The organism is uncultured Microbulbifer sp., from assembly GCF_947504145.1.
In the GTDB taxonomy this organism is placed as follows: Bacteria; Pseudomonadota; Gammaproteobacteria; order Pseudomonadales; family Cellvibrionaceae; genus Microbulbifer.
Genome location: NZ_CANNGQ010000004.1, coordinates 89,615 through 107,995, shown reverse-complemented (window position 1 = coordinate 107,995; position 18,381 = coordinate 89,615). Strand labels below are relative to the sequence as shown.

At 54.9% G+C, this 18,381-nt stretch carries 10 protein-coding genes and 1 tRNA gene; 9 read left to right on the top strand and 2 right to left on the bottom strand.

Annotation, left to right across the window (positions count from 1 at the left end):
- Positions 1 to 52 precede the first annotated feature (52 nt).
- Positions 53 to 3,142 (bottom strand): TonB-dependent receptor, encoded by a 3,090-nt coding sequence (locus tag Q1A74_RS13825; protein ID WP_299597257.1) that lies wholly within the window; start codon positions 3,140 to 3,142, stop codon positions 53 to 55.
- A gap of 537 nt (positions 3,143 to 3,679) precedes the next feature.
- On the opposite strand from Q1A74_RS13825, the gene Q1A74_RS13820 reads away from it, so the two are divergent.
- From Q1A74_RS13820 to Q1A74_RS13780, 9 genes are all read left to right on the top strand, one after another.
- The gene (locus Q1A74_RS13820) at positions 3,680 to 5,851 is read left to right on the top strand and encodes a chondroitinase-B domain-containing protein (protein WP_299597254.1); all 2,172 of its coding nucleotides are present in this window, start codon (positions 3,680 to 3,682) and stop codon (positions 5,849 to 5,851) included.
- A gap of 29 nt (positions 5,852 to 5,880) precedes the next feature.
- Complete coding sequence (locus Q1A74_RS13815) at positions 5,881 to 8,124, top strand: alginate lyase family protein (RefSeq protein WP_299597251.1); 2,244 nt, start codon at positions 5,881 to 5,883, stop codon at positions 8,122 to 8,124.
- 17 nt (positions 8,125 to 8,141) lie between these two features.
- Complete coding sequence (locus tag Q1A74_RS13810; RefSeq protein WP_299597248.1) at positions 8,142 to 8,495, top strand: cupin domain-containing protein; 354 nt, start codon at positions 8,142 to 8,144, stop codon at positions 8,493 to 8,495.
- A 2-nt stretch (positions 8,496 to 8,497) separates the two neighbouring features.
- On the top strand, positions 8,498 to 9,793 hold the full coding sequence (locus Q1A74_RS13805; protein WP_299597246.1) for an MFS transporter: 1,296 nt from the start codon (positions 8,498 to 8,500) through the stop codon (positions 9,791 to 9,793).
- A 61-nt stretch (positions 9,794 to 9,854) separates the two neighbouring features.
- Positions 9,855 to 10,604 carry an SDR family NAD(P)-dependent oxidoreductase gene (locus tag Q1A74_RS13800; RefSeq protein ID WP_299597243.1) on the top strand — a complete coding sequence of 250 codons (750 nt, stop codon included), beginning with the start codon at positions 9,855 to 9,857 and terminating at the stop codon, positions 10,602 to 10,604.
- 46 nt (positions 10,605 to 10,650) lie between these two features.
- Positions 10,651 to 11,613 (top strand): sugar kinase, encoded by a 963-nt coding sequence (locus Q1A74_RS13795; RefSeq protein WP_299597240.1) that lies wholly within the window; start codon positions 10,651 to 10,653, stop codon positions 11,611 to 11,613.
- Positions 11,614 to 11,964: 351 nt separating this feature from the next.
- Positions 11,965 to 14,841: a TonB-dependent receptor gene (locus tag Q1A74_RS13790; protein WP_299597237.1), complete on the top strand. Its 2,877-nt coding sequence runs from the start codon at positions 11,965 to 11,967 to the stop codon at positions 14,839 to 14,841.
- A gap of 265 nt (positions 14,842 to 15,106) precedes the next feature.
- Positions 15,107 to 16,942, top strand: coding sequence for a polysaccharide lyase family 7 protein (locus Q1A74_RS13785; protein WP_299597235.1), 1,836 nt, complete (start codon positions 15,107 to 15,109; stop codon positions 16,940 to 16,942).
- A gap of 146 nt (positions 16,943 to 17,088) precedes the next feature.
- The gene (locus Q1A74_RS13780) at positions 17,089 to 18,204 is read left to right on the top strand and encodes a polysaccharide lyase family 7 protein (protein ID WP_299597231.1); all 1,116 of its coding nucleotides are present in this window, start codon (positions 17,089 to 17,091) and stop codon (positions 18,202 to 18,204) included.
- Between the two features lie 68 nt (positions 18,205 to 18,272).
- Here the strand turns inward: Q1A74_RS13780 and Q1A74_RS13775 are convergent.
- A tRNA-Ile gene (locus tag Q1A74_RS13775) sits at positions 18,273 to 18,349 on the bottom strand.
- Between the last annotated feature and the right edge of the window lie 32 nt (positions 18,350 to 18,381).

The window sequence follows — 18,381 nt, the reverse complement described above, 5'->3', positions numbered from 1 at the left end:
GGTCTGAGCTACAGGCTCCTCTATGCCCAAACATCGGGCCTAGGGATAGCGCTTAGAACTTGGCTTTCAGGCCAAGGAATACGCGCGGTCCGTAGCTGTTTACTTCACCCAGGTTATCGCGGGTGAAGAAGTACTGCTCTTTCGGCGCATCAAACAGGTTGATGGCTTCCAGGCTCAGTTTCACGGCATCGGTGAGCTGGTAGGAGGCTTTCATCTCCCACACGCCCACGTCACCAACGTAGCGCAGACGGGTTCCGTTACCGGTGTACGGCTGGAAGTACTCGCTGCGGTACTTGTAGATCAGGCTCGTGTCGAGATCACCGATCTGGTAGTACAGCTGACCGGAGAATACGTTCTCAGAGAAGCCTGGCAGGCTGCCCGGGGCGATGATGCCCGCTTTCTGGGAAGTAATGTTTCCAGCGTCGTCCAGTACAACAGAGTCACCGTACAGGCTGTCTTCGAACTCGAAGTCAGTGTCGGCGTAGTTGTAGCTCGCTTTCACACCCAGACCGCTGAAGTAACCCGGCAGGTAGGAGAAGCGGTGGGTACCGGTGATCTCGATGCCGTTCAGGGTGCTGGTGTCATCGGTAGTGCGAGAAATGTCGAAAGACGCCGGAATCTGTTGGCCATCCACTTCAAGCATTTCTGTCACGTGCGCAGTTTCAAAGCCACCCTGGAAGCGTTTGTGGTAAACGCCGAACGCCAGCATGGTGTCGTCGTTCGGATACCATTCCAGAGCGGTATCGAAGCTCCAGGACATCAGCGGTTCCATGTTCGGGTTACCGTCGCCATTCACGTCCTGCAGCAGGTCGGCCACGTCCATGATTTCGTCGGAACCGTTGGTCTCGAAAGTGCGCGAGTAGCCAAGGTTGGACGGATCCGGACGGGACATGCCGCGGTATACCGCACCACGCAGCATCAGGTCTTCACGAATGTCTGCAATCACGTTCAGGCTTGGCAGAACGGAGGTGTAGTCGCCACCCGCGCTTACGCGCTCGAGTTCCGCACCTTCAACATCGTCAATAGACAGAGTGCCATCATCGTTTGTGGTGATGCTGTAAGCACTGCGGTAGCCCACAGACTCGACTTCAGTCTGTACTACGCGAACACCAACGTTACCGCGAATCGGCAGATCAGACACGGAGGTGTCAAAATCGGCCATTACGTAGGCCGCAGTAGTGGTTTCCGTTACATCGGTAGTGCCGCCGCTCCTCTGCTCCAGTTCCGGGTAGGCAAAATCTTCACCCAGGTGGGAGAGCAGCATGTCTGCGACACAGTGGGTATCGAAGGTTGCCCAGGAGTTGGTGCCACCGGTGACATTGCCGTCTGCATCAACATTGGTGATCAGGTCACCACTGCGCTCGGATTCGAGGAATCCACTTTCAGGGAAGGCGATCGCACAGGCTTCGTTGATCTCGGCAATTTTTTCCTGGTCACTACCCAGGCTGATGCTGAACTCATCGCGCGCCGTGCCCAGATCCACATACTGCAGCTCGGAGAAGCGCAATCCACCTTTAACACCGGTGATGAAGCCGCTGTCCAGCGTCAGGTCGAAGTCGGTACGGAAGGCTTCGTTGCTGTTGCGACGATCTACATCGTTGTCCACACGGATACGGTAGGAATCGGAGAACAGGCTGTGGTCAGTTACGTCAAAATCAGTGACGGTGTACTGACGAATTCCGGAATCGAAGTCCCAGGAAACCAATGGGCGATAGCGGCCATCAACATCATTGCCGTAAATATCTACGTCATCGGATTGGGTGCGCAGCAGGATCTGTGTCTCTGTACGAGTAGTCTCAGAGAAAGAGTAATCTGCCGAAACGGTCAGGTTGTCGGTGAACTGATAGGCAACGTTCAGGCCGTAGCCCAGATAGTCTTCCGCGCGCTCGTAGGTTTCGCTGTTGGATTCGATGGCTGTTTCACCAGCCCAGCTTGTGACGGCACCGGTGTCTGTTACGACCAGATTTTCTGCAGTCACACCCGGAGTCGCACGCTTCATGTTGGCGAAGTTCAGGTCGTGACGCAGCTCGGACTGAACGCGCTCGGACTGCTGCAGGTCAAAGTTGATGTCGGTCTTGTCATTGGGCTGGAACTGCAGCGCAACGAATACAGCATCGCGATTGTCAACGGTGTCGTTCTGGCGGTAGCCGTTAGAGCTACCTACGAATGCGTAAGGAGTACCGTCGCTGATCGCTTTGCCGGTTTCCGGGTCTACGTTGGTGTTGTAACCCTGGTTGCTGGAGCCATCCATCTGGTCTTCACAGTCACCAGCCTCACCACGGTAGAAACCTTCATTGGTGTTGCTCGGGTCGTTCAGGCACGCCCACAGAGAAGTACCACTTGGGCTGGAGGAGCGCATCTCGGATTCTGGCTGAGAAATTTCACTTTTCTCGAGACCGAGAGAAACACCGAACGCCATGCCATTGTCGAACTCAAACTGGTCAACATAGCTCGCGCTACCGCGGAAGCCCATGTCGCCAGACATTGAGTCTTCAACGTTGAACTGGTTCGGGTTGATATTTGCTTTTGCATCGATCTGGATACGCTGCTGCCCGTACTCCAGCGGCTTCAGAGTTTCCAGCGCGATCAGACCAGCTACACCACCTTCAACGAGGCTGGCATCCTGAGTCTTGTAAATCGCAACTTTGTTCATCAGTTCAGATGGGAACTGAGAGAAGTTTACCGAGCGGTCACCACTGCCATTGGAGGCGGTACGGCCATTGATGGTAGTTGCGCTCAGGTAGGGGCCCATACCACGGATAGAGATCTCGGTGGCACCGCCATTCTCACGGTGGGAAGAAGCACCGGTTACGTTTTCCAGTGCTTCACCGATGGACAGCGCAGGCAGGTCACCAATCTCGTTGGCGGACATGCCGTCTACGATGGTAGTGGAGTTACGCTTGATATCGATTGTGGTCTGGATGGTGGCGCGGGTGCCGGTTACGACAACCTCTTCCAGCGCCTGTTCGGCTTCAACAGGGGCCGCTTCTTGTGCATGGGCCATACCCATATAGGAAGCTGCAGCTACTGCGGAAACCAGGAGTGATTTTTTGAAGCTTTTTCCGGAAAAGCTTTCGTTTTTAGAGTTAGTAGTGTTTATCTCGATCGCCATTACATCTGCGCCTTTATTATTATCACGCATTGTTACCCCCAAGGAAGTCTGCGTTTGTGGATGTTAACAAGGGACGCCGTATGGCGCCTTATCTCTCTTATGGAAAAGCGGACTTTTTTTAATCGCCTGTAAACCAATTTTGGCTACTTTGAACGTTTGTTCGCTCTCTCGCCTGCACAAATTCTCACCCGCTCACAAGTCAGTCAACCAATTTTCAGAAATATTTCACATTTTGGACTGACCCCTGATCACTTATCGTGCAATATAACCAAATGTTTTCCGAAATGCACGGTTTCGGAGCATTTTCCGCTAAAAAACTGGTTAGCCAAATTGGTTGACAATAATTTTTGACCAATTTACGCTGGGCAACATAATAAATCCTTGGCAATCGGCAGTAATCGCGCACTATTTTGGGGCGCAAGGAATGAGGCGCCAGGGCAACAAACCCAAAAAACTATTCAGGTGATCATGAGAGCTTCAGGAATCCATCGTTTACTGGCTGCCACCCTGCTGACCTGCGGGCAAGCTTCCCTTTTCTGTGTTCAGGCCTCCGCTGAGGAGTATCTGGTGAAAAACCAGAAGGAATACAGCAAGGTGGCGAAAGACCTTGAGGCTGGCGACAGCGTTGTGCTGGCCAATGGGGTATGGCGTGATTTTGAGATCCTGTTCACCGGTGAGGGTAAAAAAGGAAACCCGATCACGCTGACAGCGCAAGATAAAGGAAAAGTGATCCTGAGCGGCCAGTCCAACCTGCGTATGGCCGGCGAGCATCTCGTGGTCTCCGGGCTGGTGTTCAAAGACGGCTATACGCCGAGCAGCGAAGTGATCGCCTTCCGCCGCAACAAAGAGCACCTGGCAAATAACTCCCGCGTGACCGAAGTGGTCATCGAAGATTTCAGCAAGCCGGAGCGCATGGACTCAGACTACTGGGTTGGCATCTACGGCAAAAACAATCGCTTTGACCACAGCCATCTTGCCGGTAAGCGCAACAAGGGCGTGACCATGGCGGTGCGCCTGAATAGCGAAGCGAGCCAGGAAAATCATCACCGTATCGACCACAACTATTTTGGTCCGCGCCCGGTGTTGGGCTCAAATGGCGGTGAAACCCTGCGTATCGGTACCAGCCACTACTCCCTGACTGACTCCTTCACTGTGGTCGAGAGTAATGTATTCGACCGTCGCGACGGCGAAGTGGAAATCATCTCGGTCAAATCCGGAAAAAACATTCTGCGCAACAATACCTTCATCGAATCCCGCGGCACGCTGACTCTGCGTCACGGCAACGGCAACCTGATAGAAGGCAACGTATTCCTGGGTAATGGCGTGCCGCACACCGGCGGTATCCGCGTGATCAACGCCGACCAGACTGTGCGCAACAATTATCTCGAGGGTCTCACAGGCTATCGATTTGGGAGTGGGTTCACCGTGATGAACGGTGTTCCCAACTCTCCCATCAATCGCTATCACCAGGTAGCGAACGCAAAGGTGGAGAACAACAGTTTTATCAACGTTGAACATATCCACCTGGCAGCGGGCAGTGATCAGGAGCGCAGTGCAGTGCCGGTTGACTCCTCGGTCACCGATAATATTTTCTACACCGAAAGCGGTAAATCCCCGTTCTCAGTGTTTGACGACATTTCCGGCATCACTTTTGCCAACAATATTTCTAACGGCTTTGTGGATCAGAAGATTCACGAAGGTATCGACAAAGGCGTTGGCAAGCTCAAGCGTGCGAAAAACGGCTTGCTCTATCCAGTGGACAAAGCGGCAGCAGCAAAAGGTGCTAGCAAAGACCTGGTTGTCACCACCAAGGAAATGACGGGTCCTTCCTGGTATCCCAAGTCCGAACCGGTTACGCCGTTCGATAGTGGTAAAAAAATCACCGTGCGCCCGGGCGAAGATGCCCTGTTTGATGCCATCGCCAGCGCCTCAGACGGCGATACCCTGGTGCTGGAACGTGGCAACTACACCGCCGGCAAGCGCCTGGACATCAATAAAACACTCACTATCAAGGCGAAGAAGCCGGGCAAGGTCACCCTGGCCAGCTCCCGACCGGTGATGTTTGAAATTCAGGACGGCGGCAGCCTGTCCCTGGACGGCCTGGTGATTTCCGGCGCTAACAGCCCGGATAACGCCGGCAATATCCTGATCCGCACCGCGGTGTGGGGCATGCTCGAAAACTACCGTTTCTCCATGACCAACAGCCGTGTGGAAGACCTGGATATCAACCACTCCTTCCACTTCTTTGATTCCGGCCTGCGAGCGTTTGCTGACAATATCACCCTGGTAAACAACCACTTTGAAAACATTACCGGCGACTTGCTCAAACTGAACAAAGAGACTGACGACTTGGGTGTTTACAACGCAGAGTATGTCACCGTAACCGGCAACACCTTCAAGAATGTGCAGGGCGCACTGGTGGATCTGTACCGCGGTGGCACTGACGAAAGCACTTTTGGTCCGCACCTGGATTTCAGTGAAAACACGGTCGCGAATTCCGGTAAAGGAAAACGCAACAAAGCCCAGGCGCTGATCAAGTTGCACGGTGTGCAAGTGACCAGCATTCACGACAACCGCATCGAAGACAGTGCGGGCATTGATGTCGAGCACACCGTGGGCGAACCGGTTACCCGCATTGCCAACAATCAGCTCTTCAAATCACCACTTCCCGAAGTGAAGGAACTGGTCGCGGAAGGTCCGCACACTGCGGTTCTGGCCAACAACGAAGTCAAAGACTGATTAATAAGAACAGATAAAGAAGAACTATCATGTTTGGCAATCCAGTATTCACTAAGCGCAAAGCGCTGGTCGCCGGTGTCGCACTGGCGGCCGGTGTTGCCGCCGCAGTCCTCACGGTAAATCCGCAAGCTGCCTTTGCTGCCGACCACCCCAATCTGGTGATCAGCGCCGCCGATATCGATGCGATGCAGGGCGCGGTAGAAAAACCGGGCCGCTTCCGCAGCGCGTTTGAGGCGAGTAAATCTGCTGTCGACCGTACGCTACAAACGCCCATAGCGGTACCGGTACCCGCCGATGCCGGCGGTGGCTACACCCACGAGCAGCACAAGAAAAACTACCAGTTGATGTACAACGCTGGTGTGTTGTACCAGATTACTGAGGATCCCAAATACGCCGAGCGCGTGCGTGACATGCTGCTGGCCTATGCCGATATGTACCCGGAGCTACCGCTGCACCCGAAGCGTCGCCCCGGTGCGGAAAACCCCGGAAAGTTGTTCTGGCAAAGCCTGAATGAAGCGGTGTGGCTGGTGTACACCATCCAGGCATACGACCTCATTCGCCCGTCACTGAGTGACGCAGAAGCGGAAAAAATCGAGCAGGGCGCACTGCGGCCGGTGGCCAAGTTCCTTTCTGTGGATTCTCCGAAAACCTTTAACAAGGTACACAACCACGGCACCTGGCTCACCGCTGGCGTGGGTATGGCCGGCTATGTGCTGGACGAACCGGAGTGGGTGGAGCAGGCACTGCTGGATTTGGATAAGTCCGGCAAGGGCGGTTTCCTCCGTCAGCTGAGCACGCTGTTTTCTCCGGATGGCTATTACAACGAAGGCCCTTACTATCAGCGCTACGCGCTGATGCCGTTTGTCACCTTCGCAAAAGCGATCGAGAACAACGAGCCAGAGCGCGGTATTTTTGATTACCGCGACGGCATCGTGATGAAAGCGATCGATACCACCATCCAGCTTAGCTACAACAACCTGTTCTTCCCGATCAACGATGCCATCAAGAGCAAGGGTATCGATACCGCGGAACTGGTGCTGGGTGTGACCATCGCTTATGGCGAGTCTGGCGATCCACAATTTCTGGATATCGCTGCCAAGCAGGATCAGATTCTACTGTCCGGGGATGGCCTGAAGGTGGCCCAGGCGCTGGATGCTGGTGGCCAGCAGCCTTACGAATTCAAGTCCTTCGCTTTCCGCGACGGTAAAGACGGCGACGAAGGTGCGCTGGTGGTCATGCGCCAGCAGACCGATGGCGACCAGGCGCTGCTGTTCAAGCCTGCCGCTCAGGGTATGGGGCACGGCCACTACGACAAGCTCACCTGGCAATTTTACGACCGTGGTGAGGAAATCGTTTCCGACTACGGCGCTGCGCGCTTCCTGAACGTGGAAGCGAAAAATGGCGGCCGATACCTGGACGAAAACGAAACCTGGGCCAAGCAGACGGTAGCCCACAACACCTTGGTTGTGGACGAAACCTCCCATTTCGATTTCAACCTGAAAGTCGCCAATCAGAATCACCCCGAGTTGCTGTTCTTCCACGCGGATGACCAGGTCAAGATCAGTGCCGCGGAAATCGATTCCGCTTACCCGGGTGTCACACTGAAGCGCACCCTGGCTCTGGTAAACAATCCCGATAGCGGTAGCACCTTTGCTATTGATGTATTCGATGTGGAGTCCAGTAAGAAGCACCAGCTGGATTTGCCCGTGCATTACAGTGGCCAGCTGGTGGATACCAGCTTTAATCTGCAGGGATACACCAATAATCTGCAGGCGCTCGGGTCCGATAACGGCTACCAGCACTTGTGGCTGAAAGCCCGCGGTAAACCTGAAGCCGGCCTGGCCCAGGTCACCTGGCTGAACGACAACGGGCGCTTTTACACCCAGTCGAGCCTGGTGGACGGGGATACCGAATTGCTGTTTACAGAACTCGGCGCAACCGATCCCAACTTCAACTTGCGTTCAGAGAAAGGCTTTATCGCCCGTCGCGACAACGCGAGTGCGCATACCTTTGTTAGCGTGCTGGAGCCCCACGGTGAGTACAACCCATCCAAGGAGTTCACTCTTAAGGCAGAGAGCCAGGTCAATGCGCTGGCCCACCAGCGCTCCGGTGATCTCGAGCTGATCAGCATCGGTACCAAGAGCGGCGCCACCCAATTGCTGGCTTTCAACCGCAACAGCAAAGCGACAGCAGATGTGCAGAACACCTTTGAATTCGGCGGCAATGAATACAGTTTCAGCGGCCGCGCCAAACTTTTTCACATTACCAATTAAGCAACGCGGAGGAAGTAATGCCCGCTACTGATGCATTTGTTCAAGCGCAGGATGTTGAAGTCGAGGATCTCGGCGACGGCATCAAGCGGCAGATCCTCGGCCACGACGACAATCTGATGATTGTACGTGTGTGGTTTGAGGAGGGCAGTATCGGCTATGTACACAAGCACCCGCACACACAAGTGAGCTACGTGGAGAGCGGTGAATTTGAAGTGCAGGTTGATGGCCGCAAAAAACTGCTGAAAGCAGGAGATAGTTTCTACATAGCGCCACATCTGGAACACGGTGCCGTGTGTAAAAAGGCCGGAGTGCTACTCGACACCTTCAGTCCCTACCGGGAAGACTTTCTGGAAAATCAATCAGGACAATAATAATGAAGAATTTACGCTGGACCATTGTGTCCCTGGTGGCCCTGGCCACCATCATCAACTACATCGACCGAACCGCGCTGTCGGTGATGTGGCCAGGTATTGCCGACGATCTCGGCATGGACAGTCACGACTACGCAAACATCATGAGTGTGTTTCTCGTCGCGTATGCCATCGGTCAGGCCGTTTTCGGTCGAGTGTTTGATGCCATCGGTACCCGCCTCGGCTTTATGTTGTCGATTGTGGTGTGGTCGGTTTCTATTGCCCTGCATGCGCTGGCAACTTCTGTAGCCAGCTTCAGCATCTTCCGCGTGTTGCTCGGTTTCGGTGAGGCGGGCAACTGGCCTGGCGCCACCAAGGCCAACGCCGAGTGGTTCCCGGCTAAAGAGCGAGCACTGGCTCAGGGTATCTTTGGTGCGGGCGCTTCTGCGGGCAGCATTATTGCTCCGCCACTGGTTGCTTTCCTGTACGCCTTTCTCGGCTGGCAGGCCACCTTTGTGGTCGTCGCTCTGCTCGGTTTCATCTGGCTGGTGCCCTGGGCGATTATCTACAAAAGCGGTCCTGATGCGCACCCGTGGATTTCCGCTGAAGAGCGTGAGCTGATCCTTTCCGGTCAGATTGCCCCGGAGAAAGAAGAAGACGAGTATGTTCCCACCCTGCGCGAGCTGCTGTCTCACCGTCAGAGCTGGAGCGTGATCTCCGCGCGATTCTTCATCGAGCCGATCTGGTGGTTGTTTGTGGCCTGGTTGCCGCTCTACCTGAACGATAAATTCGGTTTTGACGTGAAGGCGATCGGTGCATCTGCGTGGATTCCGTACTGTGGCGCCGCAGCCGGTGCGCTGTTTGGCGGCTGGCTGTCTGGCAAGCTGATGAGTGTTGGCTGGAGCGTAAACAAGTCTCGCAAGTTTGCCGTACTGTTTGGCGGTTGCTGCATGCTGCCGGCTTTGCTTGCAACCACCGTCGCGGCGACGCCTGCTATTGCACTGGGATTGATCACCGTTATCCTGTTCGGCTTTCAGGCCGCCATCAACAATATCCAGACGCTGCCTAGTGATTACTTCTCAGGCAAAAGCGTGGCCAGCCTCGCCGGTATCAGCGGTGCGGTTGGTGTAATCAGTGTAATTACTGCCATCCAGATGGTTCCGATCATCACCAACGACGGCACTTATTACCCACCCTTCTTCATTCTCGGTGCTTCTCTGGTGCCGCTGATGTTGATCTCCGTCCTGTTTGTTGGGGGACGCATCGCACCTGTGCGTAGTAAACAGGAAAAGAAGCAACTCGCTGCAGAAGCGAACTAAATCAAACTTGAAAATTTCTTCGATAAGTTATCGGACTAAAGAAATACAGTTAGGAGTAGATATGAAACTTCAAGGTAAAGTAGCCATCGTCAGCGGTGGGGCACGTGACATTGGTAAAGCCGTTTCCCTGAAACTGGCCGCCGAAGGTGCAAAAGTCGTGGTGAATTACTTCAGTAATGCACAGACTGCTGAAGAAACCCTCGCGGAAATCAAAGCGGCTGGTGGCGAAGCCATCATCGCCAAAGGCGACATGACCAAAAAAGCAGACGTGGACAGCGTTGTTGCTGCGGCCCAGGAAGCTTACGGTCAGTCCATCGATATTCTGGTGAACGTTGCCGGCGGCCTGGTTGAGCGCAAAACGCTCGCGGAAATGGACGAAGATTTCTTCAACAAAGTCATCGCCCTGAACCTGAACAGCACCTTCCTGCTGACCAAAGCGGTTGTTCCGCACATGGACGGTGGCGCCATTGTGAACCTGGCTTCCCAGGCTGGTCGTGATGGTGGTGGCCCCGGTGCTTCTGCATACGCTACCTCCAAAGGTGCTGTTATCACCTTTACCCGTTCTATGGCGAAAGAGCTTGGCCCGCAAAATATCCGCGTCAACTCCCTGTGCCCGGGCATGATCAGCACCACCTTCCACGACACTTTCACCAAAGATGCGGTGCGTGAAAACGTGGCCAACGCCACACCGCTGAAGCGTGAAGGTAAGGCGCCGGAAGTGGCTGATGCGGTTGCCTACCTGGCCTCCGACGAAGCGTCTTTCATTACCGGTACCAACATCGATATCAACGGCGGTCTGTTCTTCACCTGATCGAACGAATATCGGCGTAGTAACTGAGGTAATAAGGCGGATCACCATGCACAAGCGCATCGCAATCATCGGCGAATGTATGCTGGAAATGAACCTGGGCAGCGATTGTCGCAGTCCCGACAGCGACGCCCGCCTGGACGCGGGCCTGTCGTTTGGCGGTGACACGTTGAACACTGCGCTCTACATGTCCCGGTTGGGCTCCAGCGTCGAGTATGTCACCGCGTTGGGTGACGACCACCTGAGTGACTGGATGATCCGGCAATGGCAGGCGGAAGGCATCGGCTGTGATCTGGTGAAGCGCGAGGCAAACGCAACGCCCGGGCTTTACCTGATCGAAACCGACAGTAGCGGTGAACGCACCTTCCATTACTGGCGGGACCGCGCACCTGCGCGGCGTCTGCTGGAAAACCCTGCTGCCTCACGTCAGCTGTTCGACCAGTTGAAAGCGTTTGACGCGGTTTACCTGTCCGGAATTTCACTCGCCATTCTTTCGCCTTATGGGCGCGAATGTCTGTTTGATTTTCTGGCGGAGTTTCGCCAGAACGGTGGCCAGGTTATTTACGATGGAAATTACCGGCCGCGGCTCTGGGGGAGCGAAACCCTGACGCGTAAAGCCTATGAGCAGATGTATCGCCTTACCGACGTCGCTCTGCCGACGCTGGAAGACGAGCAGGCTCTGTTTGCAGACCCCGACGGCGACGCTGCACTGGCCCGGATTCAAAATCTGGGTGTGGGTGAAGTGGTGCTGAAAATGGGGGCTGAAGGCTGCATTGTTGCGTCCACTAATCGTGAGCCGCAACGGGTGGCGGCACAGCGTGTAACTCCGGTCGATACTACAGCGGCCGGGGACTCGTTTAATGCCGGTTACCTGGCTTGCCGCCTGGCAGGTGGAAGTGCGGAAGAAGCGGCCCTGGCAGGGCACAGATTGGCCTCCACGGTGATCCAACACCGGGGTGCCATCATAGCGCGCAGCGCCATGCCAGAAGGCTGCGAAGCCGCCTCCGTCTGACATTGTCCGGGCAATAAAAAAGCGACCACAGCGGTCGCTTTTTTATTGCCCGGAAAAACTGAACTCGCGCCAGGTTTCCCTCTGGTGACCACAAGCCATCATACCAATGTGTATTACCCCTTGGTTGTGGCTAGTGGTGAATCACATCCCGTAAAATAAATTGAAAATATCTCACGCCAGAGTTTTCACTAAAATAATAAGAAAAAACAACAGGTTATCCCTGAAATCCCTTGATCCATCTTACCAATACGGTTGACCAATGTTGTTGACAGGTTTTCTGTAATTGGTTTAACTCACGATGCTGCGAGCTAATAAAAATAAATCGTTCTTACAATGAGAGGAAATTGATACATGGATAACTATAAGAAGTTCAAGAAGTTCGATAAGCAGAGCGCACTGAGGGACCTCAGCGTGCTGATGCTATCCGCCTCCGCTATGGCATTCGCCCCCATGACTTTCGCACAGGCCGACGACTCCGCCGCACTGGAAGAAGTTTCAGTGACGGGTATCCGCGCCAGTCTGGAAGCTGCCGCTGATGCCAAGCGCGATGACGGCCGTATTGTCGACGCCGTCGTAGCGGAAGATATTGGTAAACTACCCGACAACAACATCGCCGAAGCACTGCAGCGTGTTACTGGTGTTTCCATTAACCGTGATTTTGGTGTGGGTTCCGGTGTATCTATTCGAGGTCTCACACAAAACCGCGTGGAAGTAAACGGCCGCTCCGTCCTCGGCGACAGCCGTAGCGGTATCGACTTCCAGGACTTCCCCGCTGCCTTCCTGCAGAAAGTGGAAGTTATCAAATCCCCGACTGCGGAAATGACCGAAGGCGCACTCGGCGGTACCATCAGTCTGAAAATGGCGCGTCCGCTGGATCTGAATGCGCCGCTGGCAGCCGTATCTGTACAGGGTGAGTATGCCGATAAGGCAGAAAACTGGGCGCCGATCATCAGTTCCGGTGTTGGCAACAACTGGGATCTTGGCGATGCCGGTACCTTTGGTGTGATCGCCTCGCTGGCGTATCAGGATCGTACCCTGCGTCGTGATGAATCTCTGGTTCAGCTGCAGGTGGGTCCGGTTGAGGGCATGGGGCCTGCGCAGAATACACCGAGCGGCAACTATGTGTATGCCCGTGAGCATACTTACAATCCGCGTACCGAAGATCGCGAACGCACCGCGATCAACCTGGCATTCCAGTGGGCACCAGCGTCCGAACAGGGCCAGTTCTACCTGGACCTGAATTCCGTTGAGCGCTCCGGCGGCCAGGAAACATTCTCCTTGCTGCACATCCTCGATGATCCCACCGTGATCCCGGGTGAAACCTACGAAGACGGCAACGGTCAGCTGCAGAACTTCACGTACGACGAAGTTCAGCCTTTGCTGACAACCGGCTCCAGCTTCCGTCACAGTGACTCTTTCAGTCACGCCTTTGGTGGTGAATGGAACTTCACCGAGCAGCTGAGCGTCAGCGGTGAATACTCTACCGCCAGCGCTGACAGCTACACTCCCTTCTCCGAATTCCGCTTCCGTGGTATCGACCGCTCACTCGAGGGGCAGGGAGCCGAGGGTGAAAACAAATGGCTGGTCCCGGTAACCTATAAAGGTAATGACAGCGGCGCACCGGTGGTCGATTTTGCCGATGGTTATGTATTTACCGATCAGCAAAACCAGGCGTTCCGTCGCTACGAAGACACCCGCACTTACATCAAGAACAACGAAGACGCTTTCCGCTTTGATGTGGAATATACCGAGCCCTTCGGTCTGGGCTGGGTATCTGCGGTTAAATCCGGTGTGCGTGTCACCACCCGTGACTTTGAGCAGAGCCGTGAACAATTCCGTATTACCAACATCTTCCAAGATCTGACCGATGCGGACGGAAATCCGGACATCATCTGGATGGAAGACATTGTCGGCCAATACCCGCAGGCCATGACCAATTACGACTTCAGTGGCGATGCCTTTGAGCACTCCGGTCGCGCTGGCGCCTATGACCTGGCGAAATTCACTGCTTACGATGCCAAACTGCTGCAGAACCAATCGGCAACCTTCGATATCGTCAAGCAACTGCTCGCCGGTAGTAACATGGCAATCAATGGCAGCCTCGCGGACAACCTGGAATATCAGGAAGGCGGTTACTCCGAGGTCAACGAAGACACCTCCGCAGCCTACCTGCAGGCCGAGCTGAACTTCGGTGATGTGCGCGCGATTGTCGGCGGCCGTTATGTGGCTACCGATATCAGCTCCAGCGCTTATCAGGAAGGCGAGATCGTTTCTGACAGCAGCAGCTACGACGACTTCCTGCCAAGCCTGAACGTGACCTGGGGTCTGACCGATGATACCCAGCTGCGTTTTGCTGCGGCCAAGGTCATGCGTCGTGCAGACTTTAACGAGTTGAGCCCGGCATACGCCTATCGTGATGCGTATATCGCCGCCAGCCGCGGTAACCCGGACCTCGAGCCCTACCGTGCAACCCAGTACGATATCGCGGCTGAGCACTACTGGGACAACAACATGGTTTCCGCTACCTTGTTCTTCAAGGACGTGGAATCTTTCCTGACGCGCACCTACGAGTGTGAAAACCAGCCAGATGTTGTCAGCACTCAAACCAACGTCTCTGACTACGACAAAATCTGTCTGTGGCAAGCGAACGGTATCCAGTACGCCAACGAAAACACCCCGATCTCCGAGATGGGTATTCTGACCGACTTCATCACCAACGGTGAAAACGGCAAAATCCAGGGTCTGGAACTGGGTTACCAGCAGGCGTTCGATTTCCTGCCGGGCCGCTGGTCTGGTCTGGGTATCAGTGCTAACTACACCTACGCGGACAGCGAAAACCCCGATGGTACGCCGCTGGAAGATATCTCCAAAAATACCTTCAACACTCAGCTGTACTACGAGTACGAAGGCCTTGGTATCCGCCTGGCATACACCTTCCGCGACCGTTTCCTCGACAACGAAGAAACCAAGCGCGTACTGCCACTGGGTGAACTGGTACTGGCGGGAGCCTCGCAAGAGGAAGACCCAACTCTGGGTAACGACTACCGCGAAGACCTGGCACAACTGGATCTCTCGGCCAGCTATGAGGTCACCGACAACATTACTGTTATCGGTAACGTCACTAACCTGACCGGCGAACCGACCATCAACACCGGTACTAACGGCTCTGCATTCCAGATCATGGAAAATGACCGCCGCTTCGTATTGGGTGTGCGCGCGAAGTTCTGATCCTACCCTGAAGGCCGGCGGCACAATGCCGCCGGCCTTCTGCTCATTTTCGAGCAGATCTTTTTCTTGAAACTTGTTAAGAAGTTGGGATGCCGTCAGGTAGTTCCCGCGGCTTCGCCATGGGCGATGCATTCGAGAGAAACGGCACACTGTATTTGCAGTGCCCTATAAAACCCTACAAAAAAATAAAGAGGGTCTAATGAAACCTAAAACAAAAACAACAGGTAAAACATCTTTAGCGATGAAGATAAGCTGCGCAGCAGCAATGTCGATGTGTATGGCCAGTGCCAGCGCATCCATACAAAACCCCGGTTTCGAAAGCGACTGGGATAGCTGGGAGGATACCGATCCGTCAGCGATTTCCGGCGTCGCCGAAAGCGGCAGCAAAGCTGCAAAAATTTCAGGTAGTGGCGGTAAGATGGAACAGCAGGTTTCCGTCAGCGCCAATACCAATTACCGCCTCACCGCCCATGTGGACGGCGCCGGCACCATTGGTGCCGTGGTTAATGGAAGTACCTTCGATACCAGCGTCAGCGACGGTGACTGGGATCAGTTGCAGGTAGAATTTAACTCAGGTAGCGCCAGCAGTATTACAGTTTTCGGCGCCTACAATGGCGACGAAGGCCGTTTTGATTCTTTCAACCTGCAGGACCTGGGGGCTGGTTCGGGCAGTTCCGGTGGATCGTCCAGTAGTTCGTCCAGTAGTTCGTCCAGCAGTTCTTCCAGTTCAGGAGGCGGCGTCTGTAATTCTGGCAGCAATCTGTCAATTGCGTCCGCGTCGGATGACGGCAGCAACGACGGTCACGGCCCAGGTAATGTCCTCGATGGCAGCCTGGCCGATGATTCCCGCTGGTCCTCCCAAGGTATCAAGTGGATCACTCTGGACCTGGGCAGTGAACAAACCGTTGAAGGTGTGGACATTGCCTGGTTTAAGGGCGATCAGCGCGCGAGCTTTTTCAGCGTTGAGACATCCACCGATAACAGCAATTGGACCGTCGTGCTGAGTGGTGGGCAGTCCAGCGGCGCCAGTGCCGATCTGGAAAGCTACGATGTGGCTGATACCAGCGCGCGCTACGTACGCATTACCGGTAGTGGCAACAGCGCCAATAACTGGAACAGCATTGTGGAAGCCGATGTGATCGGTTGCAGCAATGGTGGTAGCGGCTCGAGCTCCGGTGGGTCGTCCAGCTCAAGCAGTAGCTCCAGCAGCAGTTCCGGTGGCTCCGGCAGCGGCTCCAGCGGTGGTTCATCCAGCTCCGGTGGCAACCTGGATCCGTATCTGCCACCTTCTAGCAACTTCGACCTGAGCGCCTGGTACCTGAGCGTTCCGAGCGACAACAATGGCGACGGCAAGGCCGATTCCATTAAAGAAGACGAACTGAATAGCGGCTATCAGAACAGCAGCTATTTCTATACTGGCGACGACGGCGGCATGGTGTTCCGCTGCCCTATCGAAGGCTATAAGACCTCGTCTGGCACTTCCTATACCCGCACCGAGCTGCGCGAAATGCTGCGTCGCGGTGATACCAGTGTCGCTACTCAGGGAGTAAATGAAAACAACTGGGTGTTTGGCTCTGCACCGTCCTCCGCACGGGACGCCGCAGGCGGCGTTGACGGTGTGCTGCGTGCGACACTCGCGGTAAACCATGTTACGACCACCGGTGATAGCGGCCAGGTTGGGCGGGTAATCGTAGGCCAGATCCACGCCAATGATGATGAGCCCCTGCGCCTGTACTACCGGAAACTGCCGGGTAACAGTAAAGGCTCCATCTACATTGCCCACGAGCCCAACGGTGGCAGCGACACCTGGTATGAAATGATCGGCAGCCGCTCCAGCAGTGCCTCCAATCCCTCTGACGGCATTGCGCTGGATGAAATCTGGAGCTACGAAGTCAAGGTTGTGGGCAACACCCTCACCGTCACCATCATGCGCGATGGCAAGGACGATGTGGTGGAGGAAGTGGACATGTCCAATAGTGGCTACGACGATGCTGACCAGTACCAGTACTTCAAAGCCGGTGTTTACAACCAGAACAATACCGGTAGTGGTAGCGACTACGTAGAAGTCACCTTCTATGCACTGGAGCAATCCCACGACTAAAACTCTCGCCAGCGCGTGATGCGGGTGACCCAACCCCCAAGAAGTCGTTTTGAAGGGTCGCCCAGCGGAAGCTTCCCGGAGCGGTGTCAGTACAATTTTCTGCCGCTCCGGGTTTTTTGTTTTTAAATCAATGAGGTATTTCAAGCATGGTATTTGGGAAACTTCTCGAATTTTCGAAGCCCTTCCTTTGCGCAGTTACTTTCAGCTTGGCTATCTCCGGCTGCAGCGATGAATCTGACCGCAGCCCCGAGCCAGATGCAGGCAGCAGCTCATCATCGAGTTCCTCGTCCTCGTCCTCGTCCTCGTCCTCGTCGAGCTCTTCCAGCTCAAGTTCAAGCTCCAGTAGCTCTGGGGGAGGTTCCACTGGCTCCAGCAGCAGCTCGAGTTCTGGCAGCAGCTCAGGCTCTGGCAGCGAGCTCGATCCACACCTGCCTCCGTCCAGTAATTTTGATCTGGCCGACTGGTACCTGAGTGTACCCAGTGACGACGACGGAAATGGCAAAGCCGATTCCATCAAAGAGGATGAACTGAACAGCGGCTATGGCAACAGTAATTATTTCTATACCGGCGAAGACGGCGGCATGGTTTTCCGTTGCCCTATCGGCGGTTACAAAACCTCTACCAACACCTCCTATACCCGTACCGAGTTGCGAGAAATGTTGCGCCGCGGTGATACCGATATCGACACCCAGGGCGTCAACAAAAACAACTGGGTATTTGGCTCTGCCCCAGAATCTGCACAGGAAGCCGCCGGCGGTGTAGACGGTGTACTGCGGGCAACACTTGCGGTCAATCACGTGACCACCACGGGCGACAGCGGCCAGGTCGGCCGGGTCATCGTGGGACAGATTCACGCCAACGACGACGAGCCTCTGCGTCTCTACTACCGAAAACTACCCGAAAATAATAAAGGTTCCATCTACATTGCCCATGAGGTCCTCGACGGCGATGACATCTGGTTCGAAATGATCGGCAGCCGCTCCAGCAGCGCCTCTAATCCAGCGGATGGCATCGCCCTGAACGAGATCTTCAGCTACGAGATCAAAGTGGAAGGCGACACTCTCACCGTTACCATCGCCCGCGATGGCAAAGACGATGTGGTACAGGTGGTGGACATGAGTGAGAGTGGTTACGACGATCCCGATCAGTACCAGTACTTCAAAGCCGGAGTGTATAACCAGAACAACACCGGCGACGAAAGCGACTACGTACAGGCAACCTTTTATACGCTGGAAAACAGCCACGACGGATACGACGATTAATTCGTATCTGTATGGATCTGTGTGTCCGGTTTTTTGCAGAGCAGGAAAGCAGGGAAGTGCAGGAAAAATGGTGGGCCCGCCCAGACTTGAACTGGGGACCTGCCGATTATGAGTCGGATGCTCTAACCAACTGAGCTACGGGCCCTGCACTGGCGCTCGCAGGGACCTGCGAGCGGG

Bases quoted from the DNA above. Each gene is read 5' to 3' on its own strand.
- Q1A74_RS13785 (WP_299597235.1), top strand. From the start codon at position 15,107: ATGTCGATGTGTATGGCCAGTGCCAGCGCATCCATACAAAACCCCGGT.
- Q1A74_RS13790 (WP_299597237.1), top strand. From the start codon at position 11,965: ATGGATAACTATAAGAAGTTCAAGAAGTTCGATAAGCAGAGCGCACTG.
- Q1A74_RS13795 (WP_299597240.1), top strand. From the start codon at position 10,651: ATGCACAAGCGCATCGCAATCATCGGCGAATGTATGCTGGAAATGAAC.
- Q1A74_RS13815 (WP_299597251.1), top strand. From the start codon at position 5,881: ATGTTTGGCAATCCAGTATTCACTAAGCGCAAAGCGCTGGTCGCCGGT.
- Q1A74_RS13800 (WP_299597243.1), top strand. From the start codon at position 9,855: ATGAAACTTCAAGGTAAAGTAGCCATCGTCAGCGGTGGGGCACGTGAC.
- Q1A74_RS13810 (WP_299597248.1), top strand. From the start codon at position 8,142: ATGCCCGCTACTGATGCATTTGTTCAAGCGCAGGATGTTGAAGTCGAG.
- Q1A74_RS13780 (WP_299597231.1), top strand. From the start codon at position 17,089: ATGGTATTTGGGAAACTTCTCGAATTTTCGAAGCCCTTCCTTTGCGCA.
- Q1A74_RS13825 (WP_299597257.1), bottom strand. From the start codon at position 3,142: ATGCGTGATAATAATAAAGGCGCAGATGTAATGGCGATCGAGATAAAC.
- Q1A74_RS13805 (WP_299597246.1), top strand. From the start codon at position 8,498: ATGAAGAATTTACGCTGGACCATTGTGTCCCTGGTGGCCCTGGCCACC.